Origin of the sequence: Nocardiopsis sp. FR4, assembly GCF_009830945.1 — a bacterium.
Taxonomy (GTDB): Bacteria; Actinomycetota; Actinomycetes; order Streptosporangiales; family Streptosporangiaceae; genus Nocardiopsis.
In genome coordinates this window covers 1-16,977 of the sequence record NZ_VWVV01000046.1, presented here as the reverse complement: position 1 = coordinate 16,977, position 16,977 = coordinate 1, and the positions used below count along the sequence as shown (strand labels likewise).

Here is a 16,977-nt window from a genome sequence, read left to right as displayed (position 1 = left end):
GCGGGCCGCGGCGCGTGGCGCCGCGGCCCGTCGCCGTCCGGTCCACGGGGCGGTGACAAGTCCCTGTCCTCCGAGCGGGGGCTATGGACTTCCCCGCTGTGTTGGCGTACCCAGAAAGGAGCCGGGGAGCGACCGCCCGGGGCACGTCCAGGCGGAGCGCACGACGACCGGAGGGGGAAGGCCATGGCGCAGGCGTGGATGCCCGGAGCCGAACGGCTCGACGGCGACACCACCCGGACACCTCCCGGCATCGGCGCGCCGCGCGCCGTGTGGACGGTGACCGGATCCGACCCCCGCGAGCGTTCGGCCCGCGAGGAGGCCCGTCGGCTGGTGGACGAGGAGCGGGCCGCGCACCTGGTGTGGGACCCGCTCAGCGGTGAGATCGTGCAGACCATGGCGGCCACCCGCCGGGGTCGGCTGGCGCTGGGCGGCACCCGTCTGCACGGGCGCTACCTCGACCACGGGCAGGAGGGACGCGTGTGCCTGGTGGTGGCCGTGGTCTCCCCCCGGGACACCCCCTTCACTGACGGCCCGATGCACGGTCTGGCCGCGATCCTGGCCTGGCTGGACTCCTGGGGGATCGAGCGCGCCTGGCCCGCCGGGCCGCCCGGAACGGCCGTGGCGGAGGACGCGGCGCGCCTGTGGGCCCGGGGCGGCCACTTCGGCCACGACCAGGTGCCCGGCTCCTCCGCCGCGGGCCCGGGCGCCCTGGACACCGCGCGCCTGCTGTCCGCCGGGCCGGCCCCGGAACACCTGGTTCCGGGGCAGGGGCGCGCGCCGCACCCCTCGGCGATCGGATGACCGCACCGGAGCGAAGGAGAAAACGCCGCGAACCGGTCAGCACGGCGAACGCGGAACCACTGGTTCAGCCCAGGTCCGAAACCCCTTAGTCTGTCGCCCATGGGTGGATCTATCGAGCCGGGTTGGTACGCGGACCCGCAGGGCGACGCGCAGACGCTCAGATGGTGGGACGGTAACGGGTGGACGCGGCACACCCGGTCCCTGAGCGAACTCCAGGGCGGCGCCCCCGCCGACGGGGAGGCCACCACCGACCTCGGTGGCCCCGGGCGGAGGGACTCCCCTCCCGAGGACGAGGACCCCGGAACGGTGCGGCTGGGCCCCTCCACCGCCGCCTCCCAGCCCCCGATCGGCGACGAGCCCAGCACCGTGCGGATCGACCCCTCCTGGGCCCGGGGCGCCTCCCCCGAACCCCCCGCGGACGACGAGCCCAGCACCATGCGCATCAACCCCTCCTGGGCGCAGGACTCCCCCCAGCCCCCCGTGGACGACGAACCCCGCACCGTGCGCGTGGACCCCTCCTGGGCGCGGAGCGCGGCTGAGGACGACGCCTCCCCCGCCGACGCCACCATGCGCGTCTCTCCCCCCGGACGGTCGGACGACGAGCTGCCCACCGCCGACCTCACCGACGACGAGATCCCCACCTCGAACCTGACCGACGACGCCATCCAGGAACGGGCCCCCCGCACCGCGGTGTCCGAGCCCGGCTCCGGGGAGGCCCCGCGTACCGCCGTGTTCGAGCCCGGTTCCGAGGAGACCCCCCGCACGGCGGTGTTCGAGCCCGGCTCCGCCGACACCCCCCGCACCGCGGTGTTCGACCCCGACGACCCCACGCTCTCCGGGGGCGCCGGCGAGGAGGGCGACGGCAAGGGCGGCAAGCTCAACAAGTTCCTCGGCAACCTCAAGGAGGGCTGGGCAGACCTGTCCGAGGAGCGCAAGGAACAGCGCCGCCAGGCCGAGGAGGAGGCCGCCAAGCGCCGCGAGGAGGAGCGGCGGCGCAAGGAGGCCGAACTCCAGGAGGAGGCCAGGCGCCGCGAGGAGGAGGCGCGCCAGCGGGCGGAGGAGGCCCAGCGCCGCGCCGAGGAACTCGCCAGGAACCCCGAGCCCCCGGCCGCGCCGGAGGGCGGCGCCCCGCAGGCGCCCCCGTGGCCGCCCGCGGGACAGCAGGCCGGACCCCAGCAGCCCGGGCAGCCCCCGGCCGCCCAGCCCTCCGGGCCGCAGCACGGGTACTCCGCGCCGCCCGCGGCCCCCTCCGGGCCGCAGCAGGGCGGGTTCGCGCCCCAGCGCCCCTCCGGCCCCCAGCACCCGCCCTCGGGCCCCCAGCACGGCTACCAGCAGCCCCCGCCCTTCCCCCCGCCCGGGTTCCCGCCCCCGCAGCAGATGGGCCGCCCGCCGCAGGGGGTCCCCCAGCCGCCTCCGGGTGCGATGGGCCGCCCCGGCCCGCGGCCCGGGTTCCCGACCACCCCCGGTCCGGTGGCCGGAGGGCCCGGCGGGCATCCTCCCATGGGCGGCTACGGGCCGCAGCGCCCCCAGTGGGGCCAGCCGGGCCCCGGACAGCCCCCGCCGCCGCAGCCCTACGGGGCTTCGCCGCGGCCCAGGAAGAAGCGCGGCGGCTGCGGGTGCGGGTGCCTCATGCTGATCCTGGTCCTCCTCGTCCTGGGGTTCCTGGCCTACCTCCAGTTCTGGGACGTGTGGGACTGGATGTACGAGATCTTCGCCGTGGGCGCGCCCCAGGGCATCTCGGACAGCTGGGTCTGGGACTGATTCCGGGGGCGGTCGGACGGGTGTCCGGCCGCCCCTTCGCCATCACCGGCGTACCGCCCGAACCCCTAAGCTGACCGTTATGAATGACAGTTTGGTGTGGATCGACTGCGAGATGACGGGCCTGGACTTCGAGAGCGACGCTCTGATCGAGGTGGCCTGTCTGATCACCGACGGGGAGCTCAACATCCTCGACGAGGGTGTGGACGTGGTGATCAAGCCCCCGCAGGCCGCACTGGACAGGATGGGCGACTTCGTCCGCGACATGCACACGAGCTCCGGGCTGCTGGAGGAGCTGGACAAGGGCGTGAGCCTGCACGAGGCCGAGGACATGGTCCTGGAGCACATCCGCCGGTACGTGAACGAGCCGCGCAAGGCCCCGCTGTGCGGGAACTCGATCGCCACCGACCGCACGTTCCTGGCCCGGGACATGAAGCGCCTCGACGAGTTCCTGCACTACCGGATGGTGGACGTGTCCTCCATCAAGGAGCTCCTGCGCCGCTGGTACCCGCGCGTGTACTACGCGAGCCCGGAGAAGAACGGCGGGCACCGGGCGCTGGCCGACATCACCGAGAGCATCAGTGAGCTGCGCTACTACCGCGCCGCGGCCTTCGTCCCCGAGCCCGGCCCGAGCTCGGCCACCGCCCGCGCCATCGCCGCCGAGGTGGCCGCCGGGGGCACCGGGCTCCAGGCCCGGGAGCGGGCCGCCGAGCACGACGCGGACGAAAACTGATCGAAGCACTCCCCGGAGTCCGCTAAGCTTTCATACGTACGCGGGGCCGCAAGGCCGAGCGGACGTGGTGGGTGTAGCTCAGCCGGTAGAGCACTTGGTTGTGGTCCAAGAAGTCGCGGGTTCAAGTCCCGTCACTCACCCCAGAGGTGAAAGCCCCTGACCAGCGCAAACGCGCAACGGTCAGGGGCTTTCGCGCGTCCGGGGGTGCACCAGAGGGTGCACGGGGGTAAAGATCTGGCTGGTGAGTGTGCACCACCCATCCCGTCACTCATCCCCCGGTGGGGGTGCACCCGGGTGCACGCGCCGATGGTCGTCCGTATGACATCCCGCGCAAATCCGGAGAGACCGGACACCCCTGCTGGCCTGCGCAAAGATCTTCGAGAACCTTCCCCCGATTCCCTTCGCTTCCGCGCCCACCCAAGCGATGGTCCACGCATGGCAACCATCAACCAGCGCACACTGGCCGACGGGCGCACCCGTTACTGGGTGAAATGGCGGCTCAGCGGCAAACGTGACGGGGCGCCCCAGTCCGAGCCCTTCGACACCCACGCCGACGCCCACACCTTCAAACTCCACGTCGAGGCCGCCGGGCACCAGTGGCCCGAGAACTGGATCCGCCGCCAGGGCTGGGCCCCGGGATGGGTCCCCGGCCACGGGTGGGTCAAGACCGAAGAGGAGGAACCGGAAGCCGAGCCGGTGCTGTTCGCCGACTACGCCCGCGACCTCATCGACTCCATGACCGGTATCGAGGAGCGCACCCGCGCCGACTACCACCGCGACCTGGACATCCACCTACTCCCCCGCTTCGGCCAGGTGAACCTGCGCGACCCCGCCCAGCTCAAGCCCAAGGACGTACGGGCATGGGTCAACCACCTGCGCACCGGCACCCCAGACCCCACGGCCCCATACAGGACCAGCACGCCCAGCCGGGGCCGCAAGAAGGAGCCGGGGTGGCTGCGCAAGCCCCTCTCACCCAAGTCCATCCACAACCTGCACGGGCTGCTGTTCACCATCTGCGAGGCCGCCGTGCGCGAGGATCCGCCGCTACGCCCGTCCAACCCGGCCTCACGCACCCGCCTGCCCCGTATCGACGACGGCGAGGGGGACCACGACATGTGTTTCCTGACGAGGGAGGAGTTCGCACTGCTACGCGACTCCATGGCCGAGGACGTACAGGACATGGTGGAGGTGTTCGTGCGCACCGGGATGCGCTACAGCGAACTGGTCGCCCTCCAGGTCCGCGACGTCACCCTGACCCCCGCCATCGGGCCCGACGGACAGCCGCTCACACGCGGGCACCTGGACGTGCGGCGGGCGTGGAAGCGCTGCCCCGACAACACCTTCCGGCTCGGTGCGCCCAAGACCCGCAGCTCACGCAGGCGCATCCCGCTCTCTCCCGGCACCATCGACCTCCTCCGACCCCGGTTGGAGGGCAAGGGCCCGGAGGAGTTCGTGTTCACCACCGACCGGGGGTCCTGGTGGCGCCACTCCTCCTTCTACGGACGCAGGTGGGCACCCGGAGTCAAGGAGGCCCAACGACGAGGGCTGGGTAAGAAGCCGCGCATCCACGACCTGCGCCACACCCACGTGGCGTGGCTGATCGACAAGGACGTGCACGTGTTCAAGATCCAGCGCCGCCTGGGCCACACCTCGATCACCACGACCATGGACCGGTACGGGCACCTGGTCACCGACATCGACGACACCATGATCGAGGCCATCGACGAACCGCCCACCGGTACGGGGCCGTGGACCGACCCCGGGGGTGAGCAGCACCTGCGCCTCATCTCCTAGAACCAGCACAAGCCCGGGTATGCCGGTGGGGCGGGTGAGAGCCCGCCCCACCGGCTCACTTGGACCTGGCTCACCTCGTGTGTGGCCATCCATGGGCGGTCCGCCGCGTGGGCGCGACCTGTTGAGCGGCCCGTTCCACGATCTGCTCCAGGTCAGCGGTACTGAAGCGCACGTGCTTGCCGAGCCTGCGGTGCGGTATCCGCCGGAGCCTGACCCGTTCGCGAAGCCACGACTCCGGTACCGCCAGCACCCGCGCGGCCTCGGGAATCGTCAGCAACCGCTCCGGAACGCTCCCGTCACGGGCGTTGTCGTTGTCAGGCCGCTCGGCTCGGGCCATGCGCACCTCCCCCGCGCTCGTTGCGCACAGCGGCGCGGAACTGGCGGCGCTCGTCCTCGGAGGCGCCGCCCCACACCCCGTAGAGTTCGCCGCGCTTCATCGCCTCGGCCAGGCAGTTGATCTGCACCGGGCACATGCGGCAGACCCGTTTGGCCGCGCGCACCGACCCGCCCTGGTGTGGGAACCACAGGTCCGGGTCCTGGCCCCGACAGGCCGCGTGCGCCTGCCACCCACCGAACCCGGCCCCACCGCCGCCCCTGACAGCACGGGCGGCATCGGCCCCTGTGGGGCCGTCAGAGGGCCCGTCCGCGCCCCGCACATCATCCTGGCCCGTGGGGCGCAAGCCCCGGGTTCGGGCCGCCACGTCGCCCACCAGCGGGCCCCGCTTCCCCCGTCGCGCCTGTCGTTGCCTGTCCCCCATGTCCGCCCTTTCGTGATCGGTCACGATCCGGCGCGAGCACCACACCCCACGCCCCGGCCTCGCCCGGGGCGCGCCATCGCGGTGGCGCTCTCGCCCTGATGCCCCCTAAGGAAGACATCAGCAAGCGCGGATGCGACATCGACTTCACGACCAAGGTGGCGGCCTCGCAGCGCTGCTATGACTCGCTTCGCCGAGCGCGAGCGGTCCCGGGACGCGAAGAAAGACGGCGCGCGAGCAGAGCGAGGCGCGCCGCTGTCCTCCTCGGCTGGCTGGTCGATCTTGATCGCGCCACACCACCAGCGCGGAGCAGTGCAGGAGAAGACCAGGAACGGGAAACAGGAAGAGGTTCGAAGGAGAGTAGGACGAGTGGCCGGCCTGGGTGGTGGGGGCCAACGGGTGAGAGTGCGCATGGGCTTGACGCCCGGGGTGTGCGGGGGTGTTCGCGCCCCCGCACACCCCGGGGCGCCGCCCGCCCTACGTGAAGAGGACTACCTCCTGGTAGACAGCCTGGGCGGCCGGTGGACCACCCCCAAGCCCGCGTGACCTGCACTGTGACTGGTCTCAGGGGTGGTCCACCCAAGGCCGGACCACCACCGGGACGCCCGGCGGGAAGAGGTCCCGGACCCGGGGCAGGACCTCCCCGTGGAGCAGGGGTTCACCACCCCGCCGGGTTGGTGCAGCCCCGAATGCTCCCACCGGTCCTTACTCGTCCACGGCCTCTAGTGGGGTGGGGTCGGGGTAGGCGCGGGGAATGTCGCGCAAGCACACCCGGTTCGGGGTGTGGGCCAGGCGCCAGATCGGTTCGGCCGCCCCCTGGTGGGCCAACCGGTGGTGGGTGGTCAGATACACCCCGACCGTGCCGGTGCAGTGCGCGGCGAGTTTGCGGGCGGCGTTGTCCTCGCGCTGGTCGGAGTGGACCAGCACCAGCACGATCGAGGGCAGCTTGCTTTCTCGGGCCAGGTTGGCGTAACCGGGCATCTTGCGCTTGAGCTGGGAGAGGGATTCGGTGCCGGTGTCGTACTCGACGAAGGCGTCCACCACCACCTGGTCCTGGACCCAGCGCAGGTAGGCGTCGGGGCGGATGTGGCGGCCCCACCGGATCTCGCACTCGCGCTCCCCATCCCAGCACCGCAGGCGCGCCCCCACCTGGCGGGCGCTTTGGGCGAAGGCGGCGCGGGTTTGGGCCAGGCCCAGGATGTGGTCCAGGCGCGGGGAGTGGGCCAGGGCCAGGGTCCGGTCGGAGCGAAAGTTCAGCGCGTCGGGCTCCTTGCCCTGGTGCAGGGCCACCAGGGCCGCGCCGGTGGGGGACAGGATCCAGTGGTCGGGGGCGTTGCGGTCGTGGGCGTGGCGGCGAAACCGGTTGAGAACCCCGTAGCGGTGCAGGGTCAGCAGGCGCGAGCGGGCCCGGCGTGGCCCGGCGTGGGGGAAGTAGAGGCGGTGCAGGTGGTGGGTGGTCATCACCTGGTGCTCCCACAGGCCGACCAGGATCTGCCGGTCCCGATCGGTGATCCTCGGGGCCAGGTGGATCAGGGTCTTTTCGTAGTCGTTCACGCGTACCCCTCCGGGGCTGTCGCTCTCTTTTTTGCTTTTGACCTCCTAAGAAGGCGAGCGGAGACGTGGATGCGACACCGGAGAGGACAACTCCGAGGTGCCAGGAGGCGGGTTCACTTCGGGTTCACAGCGGGTTCAGTGGAGGTATCCGCTCCGCCAAGACCTGCGGGGCGGCGCCACATCCGTGGCACCACCCCAAGAAGGCGAGGGTGTTCAGCGGCGTGTGTCCAGCCAGGTCCTCACCAGACCGGCCAGCTCATCGAACTCCCCCGGCCCGCCTGTGGCCGGTGTCCGCTCACCGCGGCGGGGGTCCCCGCCCGGCTGATGGAAGAGGTAGGGGCGTACTCCGCGCACCCCATCGTCATCCACGCACCACCCCTGCTCGGAGGAGTGAGGCCGACGCGGAGGCGGCACCTTCACCGGCCCCGCAACCGGGCGTGTGTGCCGGGCTGCGACCGGAACGCTTCCCGCCTGTGGCCTCTGTACTCCAGGTACGACGGTCCTGGGGCGGGGCAAGGGCTTGGCCTGCTCCAGCGCGCCCCGGCGAGGTGGCGGCAGCGGGCGCCGCTCCTGACGTGTCTCTACAGGGCTGCACAGCAGCGCGGCGAGCATTGCGCCGAACAGCCACCGCACCTGCTGGGCCCACCCTCGGACGGGTTTGCGGTGCTTCCCGCTAGGCTTCTCCACGATCTCCTCCTGCTTACTCCAGGTGGGGATTTCAGCCCCGGCCTGGTGGTGCGAACACCGGGCCGGGGCGCCTCCACTTCTCTTCTGTCATCAGTCGTGCGGGCGGGCGGGTGTCCTTGACCCCGGGGTCGTACGCCACCCGGAACTGCGCTTCCCACCCACACCACACAAAGGGCATGAAAAGCCCGAACCCTACGGAAAAGGGCGCCGCTTCCGCCGGGGCGGTTGATGGTCGCTTGGATGAGCGAGGTTCTTCAATACCCACCGCTCAGAAATGCCACCGCGCACGGAATCACCAACGCAGACGGGCCCGCCCGGAACGGTCGAAAGCCGCACGAACCGTCAACGGACCACCCGCGTCTCCAGCGACGTCCCAGTACAGGGCCATCGCGCCCACCAACGCCAGGCCGTATCCGACCTCGGCCAGCACGAGGGCTGATTCCTGTGAGCCGAGCCTTTGGCATAGCTCGGGCATGGTGACCTTCCCGCCGGGTGTGGGGCCGTCGTCGCTGACCCGGAGCAGGAACAGGCGTGGGCGCCGCTGAACCTCGATCCGCACCCGACCGCCCGCAAGCCCAGAGGCGGTGTGCTTCAAGGCGTTGGTGTGCAGCTCGGTCAGGGAGACCAGCAGCGGGTGGGCCGCGCCGGGTGTGGTCCTGGTGGCCTGCATCGCCCACCGACGCGCGGCCCCAACGTGGTGGGGATCGGAGCCGCAGAGCAGGCCGCTGGTGTCGGGATCGGTGTGGCGGATACGCCTGGGCAAATCGAGAGAGATCTGGGCCGGGGTCATGGATTTCCACCAGGTCCTTTCGCCGTGGTCGTGGTCGCTGTGCGTGAGCCCACGAAGCAAGGATGCGGCTCTGAGGAAAAGATCCGTAAGAGCGTCCGGATAACCCGTGAATCTTCCAAGAGGCTCTGGAATCTTCTGGAATTCCTCCACGGCACATGTCCTGGTGTGGTCACATGAACGCATGACCCCTGACGAACGCACCTTGAAAGTTTTCGGACGAGAGTTGCGCAGGCTCCGAAATGAGTCCGAACTGACCCAGGAGGCCGTCGCACGCCGTATCAGCCAGCGCGGCACGACTGTTAGCAATTCCCACATCTCCGACATCGAGATCGGTAAGGCCATAGCCAAGCCCTGGCTACGTCGGGCCCTCGACGAGATACTGCACGGCGGAGGACGCCTGGAACGGCTCTGGGAGGAGTTGACGGGCTCAGGCCGGCGGGCATGGCTGCACGAGGTCGCCGAGCGCACCCACAGTGCCGACGCCCTGTACGAGTACCAGGCACTGGTGTTCCCGGTGTATCTACAGACCGAGGCTTACTCGCGAGCCGTGATCCGCTACGGTGCTCCCTGGCTGTCCGCGAACGAACTCGCCGAACGCGCCCAGCAAAGGGCTCGCAGGGCACAGCAGATGGCCAAGGCGCTCTCCCCCGTCATCTGGCTCGTGGTAGACCAGTCCCTGCTCATGCGCCGCTACGGTTCGGCCCAGGTACAGCTGGAACAACTCGCCTACGTGGTGGACCTGGTCGAGAAGGAGCGCGTCAACCTGCTGGTGGTCCCCGTGGATGAGCCGCGCCATGCAGGCAACAACGGCCCCTTCCGAGTCATCACCTCAGCTGACCAGCCCGAGGTGGTCTACGTGGAGTCGGCTCACCAGGGACAGATCATCACCGCGACCAACGAGGTGGGGCGCTACCGAATGTGGTTCGCGGCCTTGCAGGGCGTGGCTTGGGGACCGGATGAGACGCTAAGAACCATCCGTAACGAGATGAAGAGGATCAACGGTGACTGAGTGGCACAAGTCGTCCTACAGCGGCGGCAACAACGAGTGCGTCGAAGTCCGCGAGCACAGCACCGGCACGGACGTGCGCGACACCCAGAATCGCGAGTCGGGGCACCTGTCCTTCAGCGGTTCTGAATGGCTCGCCTTCGTCAACACGCTTCACTCCGCCAACGAGTGAGCGTCTACGAGACCGTCTCACCGTTCTCCAGGTAGACCGTCGTGCCCTCCTTACGGGCGTGTGTGCCCTGGGTGATCCTGCGCGCGAGCCGGGGGATCGTCACCTTCGCGATCGAGGCCACGTCATGGAACTCGTACCCCTTCAGTTCGGCTGGGTCGAGAGCGATCTGATCCAGCCAGCCTTGGTCGAGCACGCCCCCGTCGAAGACGAAGAGCTGCTTGTCGCCCTCGGAGGGATTGGGCGCCCAGTCAACGACCAGGAGCCGTCCGATCGGCGGGGTGATGCCGAGTTCCTCCTTCACCTCCCGTGCAGCGGCCTGGGTCGGTGTCTCCCCATGCTCGATGTAGCCGCCGGGGATGTCCAGGTAGTCCTTGTAGGACGGGACCACCATCATCACCCGCCCCTCATCGTCGAAGAACAGGACGCCAGCGGCGACCCGGGGACGGGCGAAGGATTCCGTGGGATCAGAGGCCATGCCCCGACACTAACGGCCCCGAGTCAGATCGTTCCCATCCGGTGTGCCAGATCCGCCAGCCTCCGCTCTCTGCGTCCGGACTTGGAGCGCATCATGCGCGCCACGATCTGATGGCTCATCACGTGGCGGTGGACGTGGGAGGCAGACAGCCCCTCCGCTTCGAGCATGCGGTCGACGGCCGAGGAGACCTCATTGACAGCGGTCAGGGCCTGGGCGAGCTCGAAAAGGTGCCGGACCCTCCTCTCCACCGGCAGCCCTGTCGTGTCGACCCTGGTTCCCAGCCTGAGAACGGCACGCGGATCACCCAGGCTGCTCGCGACGGTCACGCGGTGAAGGACCACATTGGTCGGCCCGAAGGCCGTCCACAGGTGGTTGGCGTCCCGTCCCAGTTGTTCGGCGGTCTTCTCTGCCTCCTCCAGATAGGCGGTCGCGGTGGCGCGGTCGCCGCTGCGTGCCGCGGCTACGGCTCCTGGGAGCAGGAGAGTGCCGTAAACAGAGAGCATGCGGGGCACGCCGGAGTGACTGCTCCGTTCACCGCGTAGATACGAGATTGCGTCGGCTGCCATGGCGACCGCTGTCCGATGTTGTCCACGCGAGTGGAGCGAGTGCACACCCGACCTCATCAGGGAGCCCTGCACGGCCAGGTCCCCACAGGCAAAGGCCGCCTTCAGTCCTCGCTCGGTCGCTATCCACGCCAGGTCGGTCTCTCCGAGTTTCGTGAGGATCATGGCGCAGGCCTGTGATGCGAGGGCAGACAGCGCTTCTGCCGCCCTCCGCCGTTTACCCGTATAGGAACGCACCGCCGACCGGGATCGCACGAGAAGGTCCGGGAGCTTGCACAGCACCCGCTGATAATCGGATGCCTGGTAAGCGCACATGACCGTCTCCACCTCGTGGCGAAGGAAACGCAGCTCGGGCGGGCGCTCGTCGTTCTGGGTGATCGGAAATACGGGTTCGCTGTACCGGTAGTCCATGAGAACCGAGCGAACGGCTTCCACGTGAAGGTCCTGGTGGTTTCTACTCCGATCTTCCTTTGTGTCACCGATGAGGTCGATGACCGATACGCCGAGGGCATCGGCCAGTGACCGGATCACTGGAAGGCGGTCCAACGGCGCCCGATTGTTCTCGACCTTGCCGAGCCAGTCGGCGGTCCGCCCGACCAACCCGGCCAGGACCTCCTGTGAGAGGCCGCGTCGAAGCCGGTGCCAGGCGACACGCTGGCCGGGACTGAGTCGGTGGAGGGGGAGGGAGGGCATCGGTCTCCTTCGCGAAGACCCCGGATTTTCTTTCCGGGTTCTACGGAGGTCTTGACCTTAACTTCCTAGCACCCCTCTGGGTGTTGGAGAAGGCTCGCGCATTGCTTCTCTCCCGGCTCCCCCATACAGCGCTCGTATTCGGAGAAGATCATGCGGATAACCTGGCATGACGGCATCGACCGGACCACAGCAACCACGGGATTCAACGTCGTCGAACGCAAGGGAATCGGTCACCCGGATTCCCTCGCCGACCTCATCGCGGAGGAGTTCTCCCGCCGCTACTCGCTCCACGGACTCGACCTCTTCGGAGCGGTCCCGAACCACTGGGTGGACAAGGTGGCATTGGTCGGAGCCGAGACGGAGGTCTCCTTCGGCGGTTACACGGTCCACAAGCCCATCAGCGCGTACCTGTTCGGCAAGGTGACGCGCTCGGTGGGCGACCAGTCCCTTCCGATCGAGGAACTGTTCCGTGACGTGGTCGAGGACGTGCTTCTCGAGGCGACCGGCAATGAGGACATCGTCCGTTCTGTACGGAGCTTCGTGGAGAACACCGCCGGCATCGGTGCGGACCACCCCGCCTCGTTCTACCGCCCGTCCGCTGGCGAGGAGTGCCGTGTCCCTGGCAAGGGTGTGGTGGCCAACGACACGGCTTTCTGTAGTGCCTACGCTCCAGTTGACCCTCTGGACACCCTCGCCGTCGATGTGGAGAACCACGTCAACAGCGCTTCCTTCAAGGAAGGGCTCGACGGCCTCGGTTCCGACGTCAAGGTGATGCTCGTCCGGGCGGTAGACGTGGTGGAGGTGACCGCCTGTCTTCCGGTGCATCCCGAAGCGGTCGGCTCACACCGGGAGTACACGGCTCTGGTGACCGCGACATACGACCGGCTCGACGCCTTCGTCTGCCAGCACCCGGTGGTACGGCGGTCTCCGTGGCTGACGCAGTTGAACGTCAATACCAAGGACCATGGTCGTAGCGCCTACCTGGCGCCCTTCGGGACCTCGCTGGGCAAGGGCGACTGCGGGCTCGTCGGCCGGGGCAACAAGGCCAACGGCGTCATCTCCGCCAGCGGTGGTGCGGGAGTGGAGGCCCTGGCCGGGAAGAATCCCGTACACCACACCGGCAAGCTGTACACGCTCGCCGCCGCTCGTCTGGCCGACCGTCTTCACACCAAGCTCGGTGTGGCCAACGAGGTGGTGCTGGTGTCGCGTAACGGCGACCGCTTGGACGACCCCTCGTTCGTAGGTGTCCGCCTGGCAGGGCGAGGTGCCCAGTCCAACCGTGATGCCATCGAGGAACTGACAGCCGCGACTCTGGCCGAGCTTCCGCTGCTCTCCGAGCGCCTGCTCGCCTTGTCTCCGATCGACCGCTTTCGGGATCCGTCACTGGTCCTGGAGGTGTGAGTCGATGGCGACCAACGACCTGGCCGATCGCAGCATCATTCTGGTCACCCTGGACTCCTGCCGGTACGACGTAGCGATGGGTGCGCACACCCCGAACCTGTCGAAGCTCGGTCCGCTGGTGCGGGCTGAGAGCCCGGGTACCTACACGCTCCCCGCACACGCCGCGTTGTTCAACGGTTTCCTTCCCCGGCCGGTTTCAGGAGTTCTCACGCTCGGCGGAGAGAGCGTGGACACGGTCTGGCGTTCGGCCGCTGCCCGGCCCTCCAAGCGCCGCGCCGCCGTTGCGTTCGATGGCCCCACACTGATGGCCCACTACGGCAGGAAGGGGTACCGGGTGGTGGGCGCAGGCGGTGTGACCTTCTTCGACTCCTCGGATCCGGCCAACGGCCTACCGGGGCTGTTCCCGAAGTTCCACTACTTCGGTCGGCCCTCTCGTGCCCCGGTTACATCGGAGGCGCGTGTCGTCGATCGCGATGAAGGGTTGCCGTTGGCCCACACCCGAATGCTCGCGGACCTGTGTCTGGCGGCTGAACGGTTTTTCCTGTTCGTCAACTGCTCCAGTACACACATCCCTTATACGACCCCGTTCAGTCCTCTCACCGAACGGAAGAGGGAACTTCTCCGGCTCCTGTATCAGCTGCACGAGTCCCCGCAGACCGCCTCCGGCAAGAAAACCCTGACCGTTGAGGAAATCGAGGTGCTCCTGGGTATGCAGAGACGTGCCCTGGAGTGGGCCGACAGCCGCTTGGGGGACCTGTTCTCACGGCTGAACACAAGACGTCCCCTGGTGGTGGTCTGTGCCGACCACGGTGAGGAGTTCGGCGAAGGCGGCCGGTTCGGTCACGCGCACCCGCATCCGACGGTCGCCACGGTGCCACTGTGGTGTGGCGTACTGGACGGAGGATGATCCATGACCGACCTCCGTGCCTGGTTCACACATCCCGCGATCGCCACAGTGTCCCCCGAGAGTGTCCGGACACGGCTGGGGGTTTCCCCCAACCACGCGTCCTTCCGTGTCGGTGTCCTGCGAACCCATCTGCTCACCGCGCTTCTAGCCCACAGGGCCGCGCAGCGTCTCGGTGTCCGTGCGCGGGTGGCGGTTCGGTGGGACGACAGCGACAGCCTGCGCAGCCGCGACAAATACCGGTCGCGGCTTCTCCGAGAGCTCACGCGGGTGGCTCAGATACCGGTCGAGGACGAACAGCAAGTCTTCCGCCAGAGCCAGCGAGGTGACCGGTACCAGCAGGCCTTACGGCGGCTGGATGTCCAAGGTCTCCTGGTGACGCGGCGAGGGCTTCCCTGCCTTGATGTGGCCGCCACTGACCGGTTCATGAACGCACAGGGTGTCTGTCCCAGGGCTCTGACCGCCTCCGTGGCCGTGAACACGACCACGGTTCTCGACCCAGCGCAGGAGACGGTCCCGCTCATGCGTAGCGACGGGCGGGCCCTGTGGCATATGGCCACGGTCGTGGACGACATCGAACAGCGCACGACCCTGATCGTCCGAGGCACCGACAAACGCGACGCCACACCCGTGCAGGTCCGCCTGTACTGGGCCCTGGCTGGAGGCATGCGCCCTCCGGCCCACCTGTTCCTCCCCAAACTGCTGGAACCGGGGCCTGTGGTGCCTCGTATCGCCGACCTTCTTGGAAGAGGCATCAGGCCTTCGACGCTGCGGTACTTCTTCGCGGAGCCGTACTTGGACCAGCCTCAGCCAGCTGCTCGGCCGGTGGGCTTCTCCGAGCTGGTGGATCAGATCCGTACGGTTCTTCCCCGGCACGGGGACGGTCTCCTGGACGAACGACGCCTCCGTTCCCTGGATCGGAAGGTGTCCGTCACCCTGGCTCCAGAGGTGGCCGGTCAGGAACTGCGTGAGCGCTGTCCGGGCTCTCCGCCGCACGTCATCACGTGGATCGCCCAGCGCTACCCGCGGCCGCTGTCCCAACAGGTCCGGCTGTGCCGAGCGCTCACCGACGTGGAGATCGAACACGCACCGCCTCCAGCGCAGGCAGAGGAGGCGCTGCGGTGGATGGACGCCTGGACATACGGCAGGGCCAAGGGCCCGCCTCCGCATCCGGTGCGCTGGGTGCTCACCGGACAGCGGGACGGGCCCCGGGCGTCGGAGCTGCTGGAGGTCTTTCCTCCGGAGTTGGCGGCCGTGCGGCTGGCTTCGGCTCGTCAGGCGTTGAACCGCTCCAGCGCCGCACGCAGACGCTCCAGTGTGCGCTCGCGGCCCAGCAGCTCCAGCGACTCGAACAGCGGAAGCCCGACCGTGCGTCCGGTCACCGCGACTCGCACCGGCGCCTGAGCCTTGCCGAGCCTGAGCCCTTGAGCGGCCCCCGCCTGCTCAAGGGCTCCCTTCAGGGATTCGGCGTCCCAGGTCAAAGACTCATCAGAGAAGGCGGCGATCGAGGCGGTGAGCATCTCCGCGCCGATCCCGGGCTTCATCGCCTTGGCCCAGCTTTTGTCATCGAAGACAGGAGTGTCCAGGAAAAGGAAGTCCACGTTCGGCACGATCTCGCTGAGCACTCCCACCCGACTCTGCGCCAACGGGGCGATCTTGGCGAACACCTCCGCGTCGAAGTCCTCACTCCGCCACGGCACCTGCTCGCCCTCCAGGTAGGGGGCGCAGCGCTTGGCGAAGTCGTCCGCGTCCAGGGCGCGGATGTAGTCGCCGTTGAAGGCACGCAGCTTCTTCTCGTCGAAGAAGGCGGGCGAGGAGTTGACGTCCGCCAGGTCGAAGAGCGGAATCATCTCCTTGATCGGCATGATCTCGCGGTCGTCCCCGGGGGCCCACCCCAGCAGCATCAGGTAGTTGACCATGGTTTCGGGCAGGTACCCCTCGGCCTGGTAGGACTCCATGGCGACCTTGTCGCGGCGCTTGGACAGCTTCTGTCGTTTTTCGTTCACCAGGACCGGGGCGTGTGCCCACACCGGCGGGGTGTGCCCCAAGGCCTCCCACAGCAGTTGCTGTTTGGGGGTGTTGGACAGGTGCTCCTCACCGCGGATGACGTGGGTGATGCCCATCTCGGCGTCGTCGACCACGTTGGCCAGGACGAACAGGGCGGTGCCGTCGCCGCGGGCGATGACGAAGTCCTCCAGGGCCTCGTGCGGGAACTCCACTCGGCCTCGGATCTGGTCGTCGACCACGGTCGGCCCGCCCTCGGGGATTCGGAAGCGCAGCGCACGCCCCGGTCCAGCCTCCAGCCCACGGTCCCGGCAGTACCCGTCGTAGCCCAGGTTGGGGTTGTCGCGGCGGGCTTGGACCTGTTCGCGGGTGCAGTCGCAGTAGTAGGCCAGCCCTTCCTTGCGCAGGCGCTGGGCGGCCTCGGTGTGCTGGTCGGCGGCCTCGGTCTGGGAGTAGGGGCCCTCGTACTGGGTGGCGTCCACTCCCAGCCAGGCCATCGCGGCCAGGATGCCCTCAGTCCACTCGGGGCGGGAGCGGGCGGCGTCGGTGTCCTCGATCCGTAGCACCATGGTGCCGCCGGATTGTCGCGCGACCACCCAGTTCAGCAGCAGGGACCGGGCGTTGCCCACGTGGAACATGCCGGTCGGGGAAGGAGCGAACCTGGTGCGAATCGAGGTATCAGTCACCCCACAGAGCCTAGCGCGATCCGCTGTCGTACCGACGCGAGACAACGATCGGGCGGATGCGTTCAGCGCCACTATTACGACGTGGTGCGCGATTGAGGTTGGGGCGTGCTGGCCCAGCGAGTCGGCTGGTGGGTGATTACCGCATAGCTGTGCGGTCGGAGACCAGGCCGGCGATGGCCAGGTGGGTTTCGTCGTAGTACT

At 68.7% G+C, this 16,977-nt stretch carries 15 protein-coding genes and 1 tRNA gene; 9 read left to right on the top strand and 7 right to left on the bottom strand.

Translation table 11 applies throughout. The features are described 5' to 3' along the window. The first annotated feature begins 183 nt into the window (after window positions 1-183). The 5 genes from FYW95_RS26450 (at window position 184) to FYW95_RS26430 (ending at window position 5,086) form a co-directional block, all read left to right on the top strand. On the top strand, window positions 184-801 hold the full coding sequence (locus FYW95_RS26450; RefSeq protein WP_236567586.1) for a hypothetical protein: 618 nt from the start codon (window positions 184-186) through the stop codon (window positions 799-801). Between the two features lie 99 nt (window positions 802-900). Continuing rightward, window positions 901-2,562 carry a DUF2510 domain-containing protein gene (locus FYW95_RS28760; protein ID WP_159940106.1) on the top strand — a complete coding sequence of 554 codons (1,662 nt, stop codon included), beginning with the start codon at window positions 901-903 and terminating at the stop codon, window positions 2,560-2,562. A 79-nt stretch (window positions 2,563-2,641) separates the two neighbouring features. Continuing rightward, a complete protein-coding gene (gene orn, locus FYW95_RS26440; protein ID WP_159940104.1) occupies window positions 2,642-3,292 on the top strand; it encodes an oligoribonuclease in 651 nt (216 codons plus the stop codon). Between the two features lie 67 nt (window positions 3,293-3,359). Next, window positions 3,360-3,435: transfer RNA gene (locus tag FYW95_RS26435), tRNA-His, on the top strand. 292 nt (window positions 3,436-3,727) lie between these two features. Continuing rightward, window positions 3,728-5,086: a tyrosine-type recombinase/integrase gene (locus tag FYW95_RS26430; protein WP_160050976.1), complete on the top strand. Its 1,359-nt coding sequence runs from the start codon at window positions 3,728-3,730 to the stop codon at window positions 5,084-5,086. A gap of 70 nt (window positions 5,087-5,156) precedes the next feature. On the opposite strand, the gene FYW95_RS26425 is transcribed toward FYW95_RS26430, so the two are convergent. The 4 genes from FYW95_RS26425 to FYW95_RS26410 form a co-directional block, all read right to left on the bottom strand. Next, window positions 5,157-5,423: a helix-turn-helix domain-containing protein gene (locus tag FYW95_RS26425; RefSeq protein WP_160050975.1), complete on the bottom strand. Its 267-nt coding sequence runs from the start codon at window positions 5,421-5,423 to the stop codon at window positions 5,157-5,159. Continuing rightward, window positions 5,401-5,844, bottom strand: coding sequence for a WhiB family transcriptional regulator (locus FYW95_RS28755; RefSeq protein ID WP_160050978.1), 444 nt, complete (start codon window positions 5,842-5,844; stop codon window positions 5,401-5,403). The genes FYW95_RS26425 and FYW95_RS28755 overlap by 23 nt, the downstream gene beginning before the upstream one ends. Before the next feature lie 702 nt (window positions 5,845-6,546). Further along, window positions 6,547-7,395 (bottom strand): replication-relaxation family protein, encoded by an 849-nt coding sequence (locus FYW95_RS26415; protein ID WP_160050974.1) that lies wholly within the window; start codon window positions 7,393-7,395, stop codon window positions 6,547-6,549. 979 nt (window positions 7,396-8,374) lie between these two features. Continuing rightward, entirely contained in the window at window positions 8,375-8,845 is a 471-nt protein-coding gene (locus FYW95_RS26410; RefSeq protein WP_236572331.1) for an ATP-binding protein, read from the bottom strand. Window positions 8,846-9,053: 208 nt separating this feature from the next. Between FYW95_RS26410 and FYW95_RS26405 the strand changes: the two genes are divergently transcribed. Both FYW95_RS26405 and FYW95_RS26400 read left to right on the top strand, forming a co-directional pair. After that, window positions 9,054-9,881: a helix-turn-helix domain-containing protein gene (locus FYW95_RS26405; RefSeq protein ID WP_160050973.1), complete on the top strand. Its 828-nt coding sequence runs from the start codon at window positions 9,054-9,056 to the stop codon at window positions 9,879-9,881. Continuing rightward, complete coding sequence (locus FYW95_RS26400) at window positions 9,874-10,050, top strand: DUF397 domain-containing protein (protein ID WP_160050972.1); 177 nt, start codon at window positions 9,874-9,876, stop codon at window positions 10,048-10,050. Before FYW95_RS26405 ends, FYW95_RS26400 begins: the two co-directional genes overlap by 8 nt. Window positions 10,051-10,054: 4 nt before the next feature. On the opposite strand, the gene FYW95_RS26395 is transcribed toward FYW95_RS26400, so the two are convergent. Then, window positions 10,055-10,525, bottom strand: coding sequence for an NUDIX domain-containing protein (locus FYW95_RS26395; protein WP_160050971.1), 471 nt, complete (start codon window positions 10,523-10,525; stop codon window positions 10,055-10,057). 23 nt (window positions 10,526-10,548) lie between these two features. Then, window positions 10,549-11,781, bottom strand: coding sequence for a helix-turn-helix domain-containing protein (locus FYW95_RS26390; RefSeq protein WP_160050970.1), 1,233 nt, complete (start codon window positions 11,779-11,781; stop codon window positions 10,549-10,551). 150 nt (window positions 11,782-11,931) lie between these two features. Between FYW95_RS26390 and FYW95_RS26385 the strand changes: the two genes are divergently transcribed. Together FYW95_RS26385 and FYW95_RS26380 are read left to right on the top strand one after the other, a co-directional pair. Then, on the top strand, window positions 11,932-13,182 hold the full coding sequence (locus FYW95_RS26385; protein WP_160050969.1) for a methionine adenosyltransferase: 1,251 nt from the start codon (window positions 11,932-11,934) through the stop codon (window positions 13,180-13,182). A gap of 4 nt (window positions 13,183-13,186) precedes the next feature. Next, window positions 13,187-14,089, top strand: coding sequence for a sulfatase-like hydrolase/transferase (locus FYW95_RS26380; RefSeq protein ID WP_160050968.1), 903 nt, complete (start codon window positions 13,187-13,189; stop codon window positions 14,087-14,089). A 1,271-nt stretch (window positions 14,090-15,360) separates the two neighbouring features. Here the strand turns inward: FYW95_RS26380 and gltX are convergent. Beyond that, complete coding sequence (gene gltX, locus FYW95_RS26375) at window positions 15,361-16,776, bottom strand: glutamate--tRNA ligase (RefSeq protein ID WP_160050967.1); 1,416 nt, start codon at window positions 16,774-16,776, stop codon at window positions 15,361-15,363. Window positions 16,777-16,977: the final 201 nt, after the last annotated feature.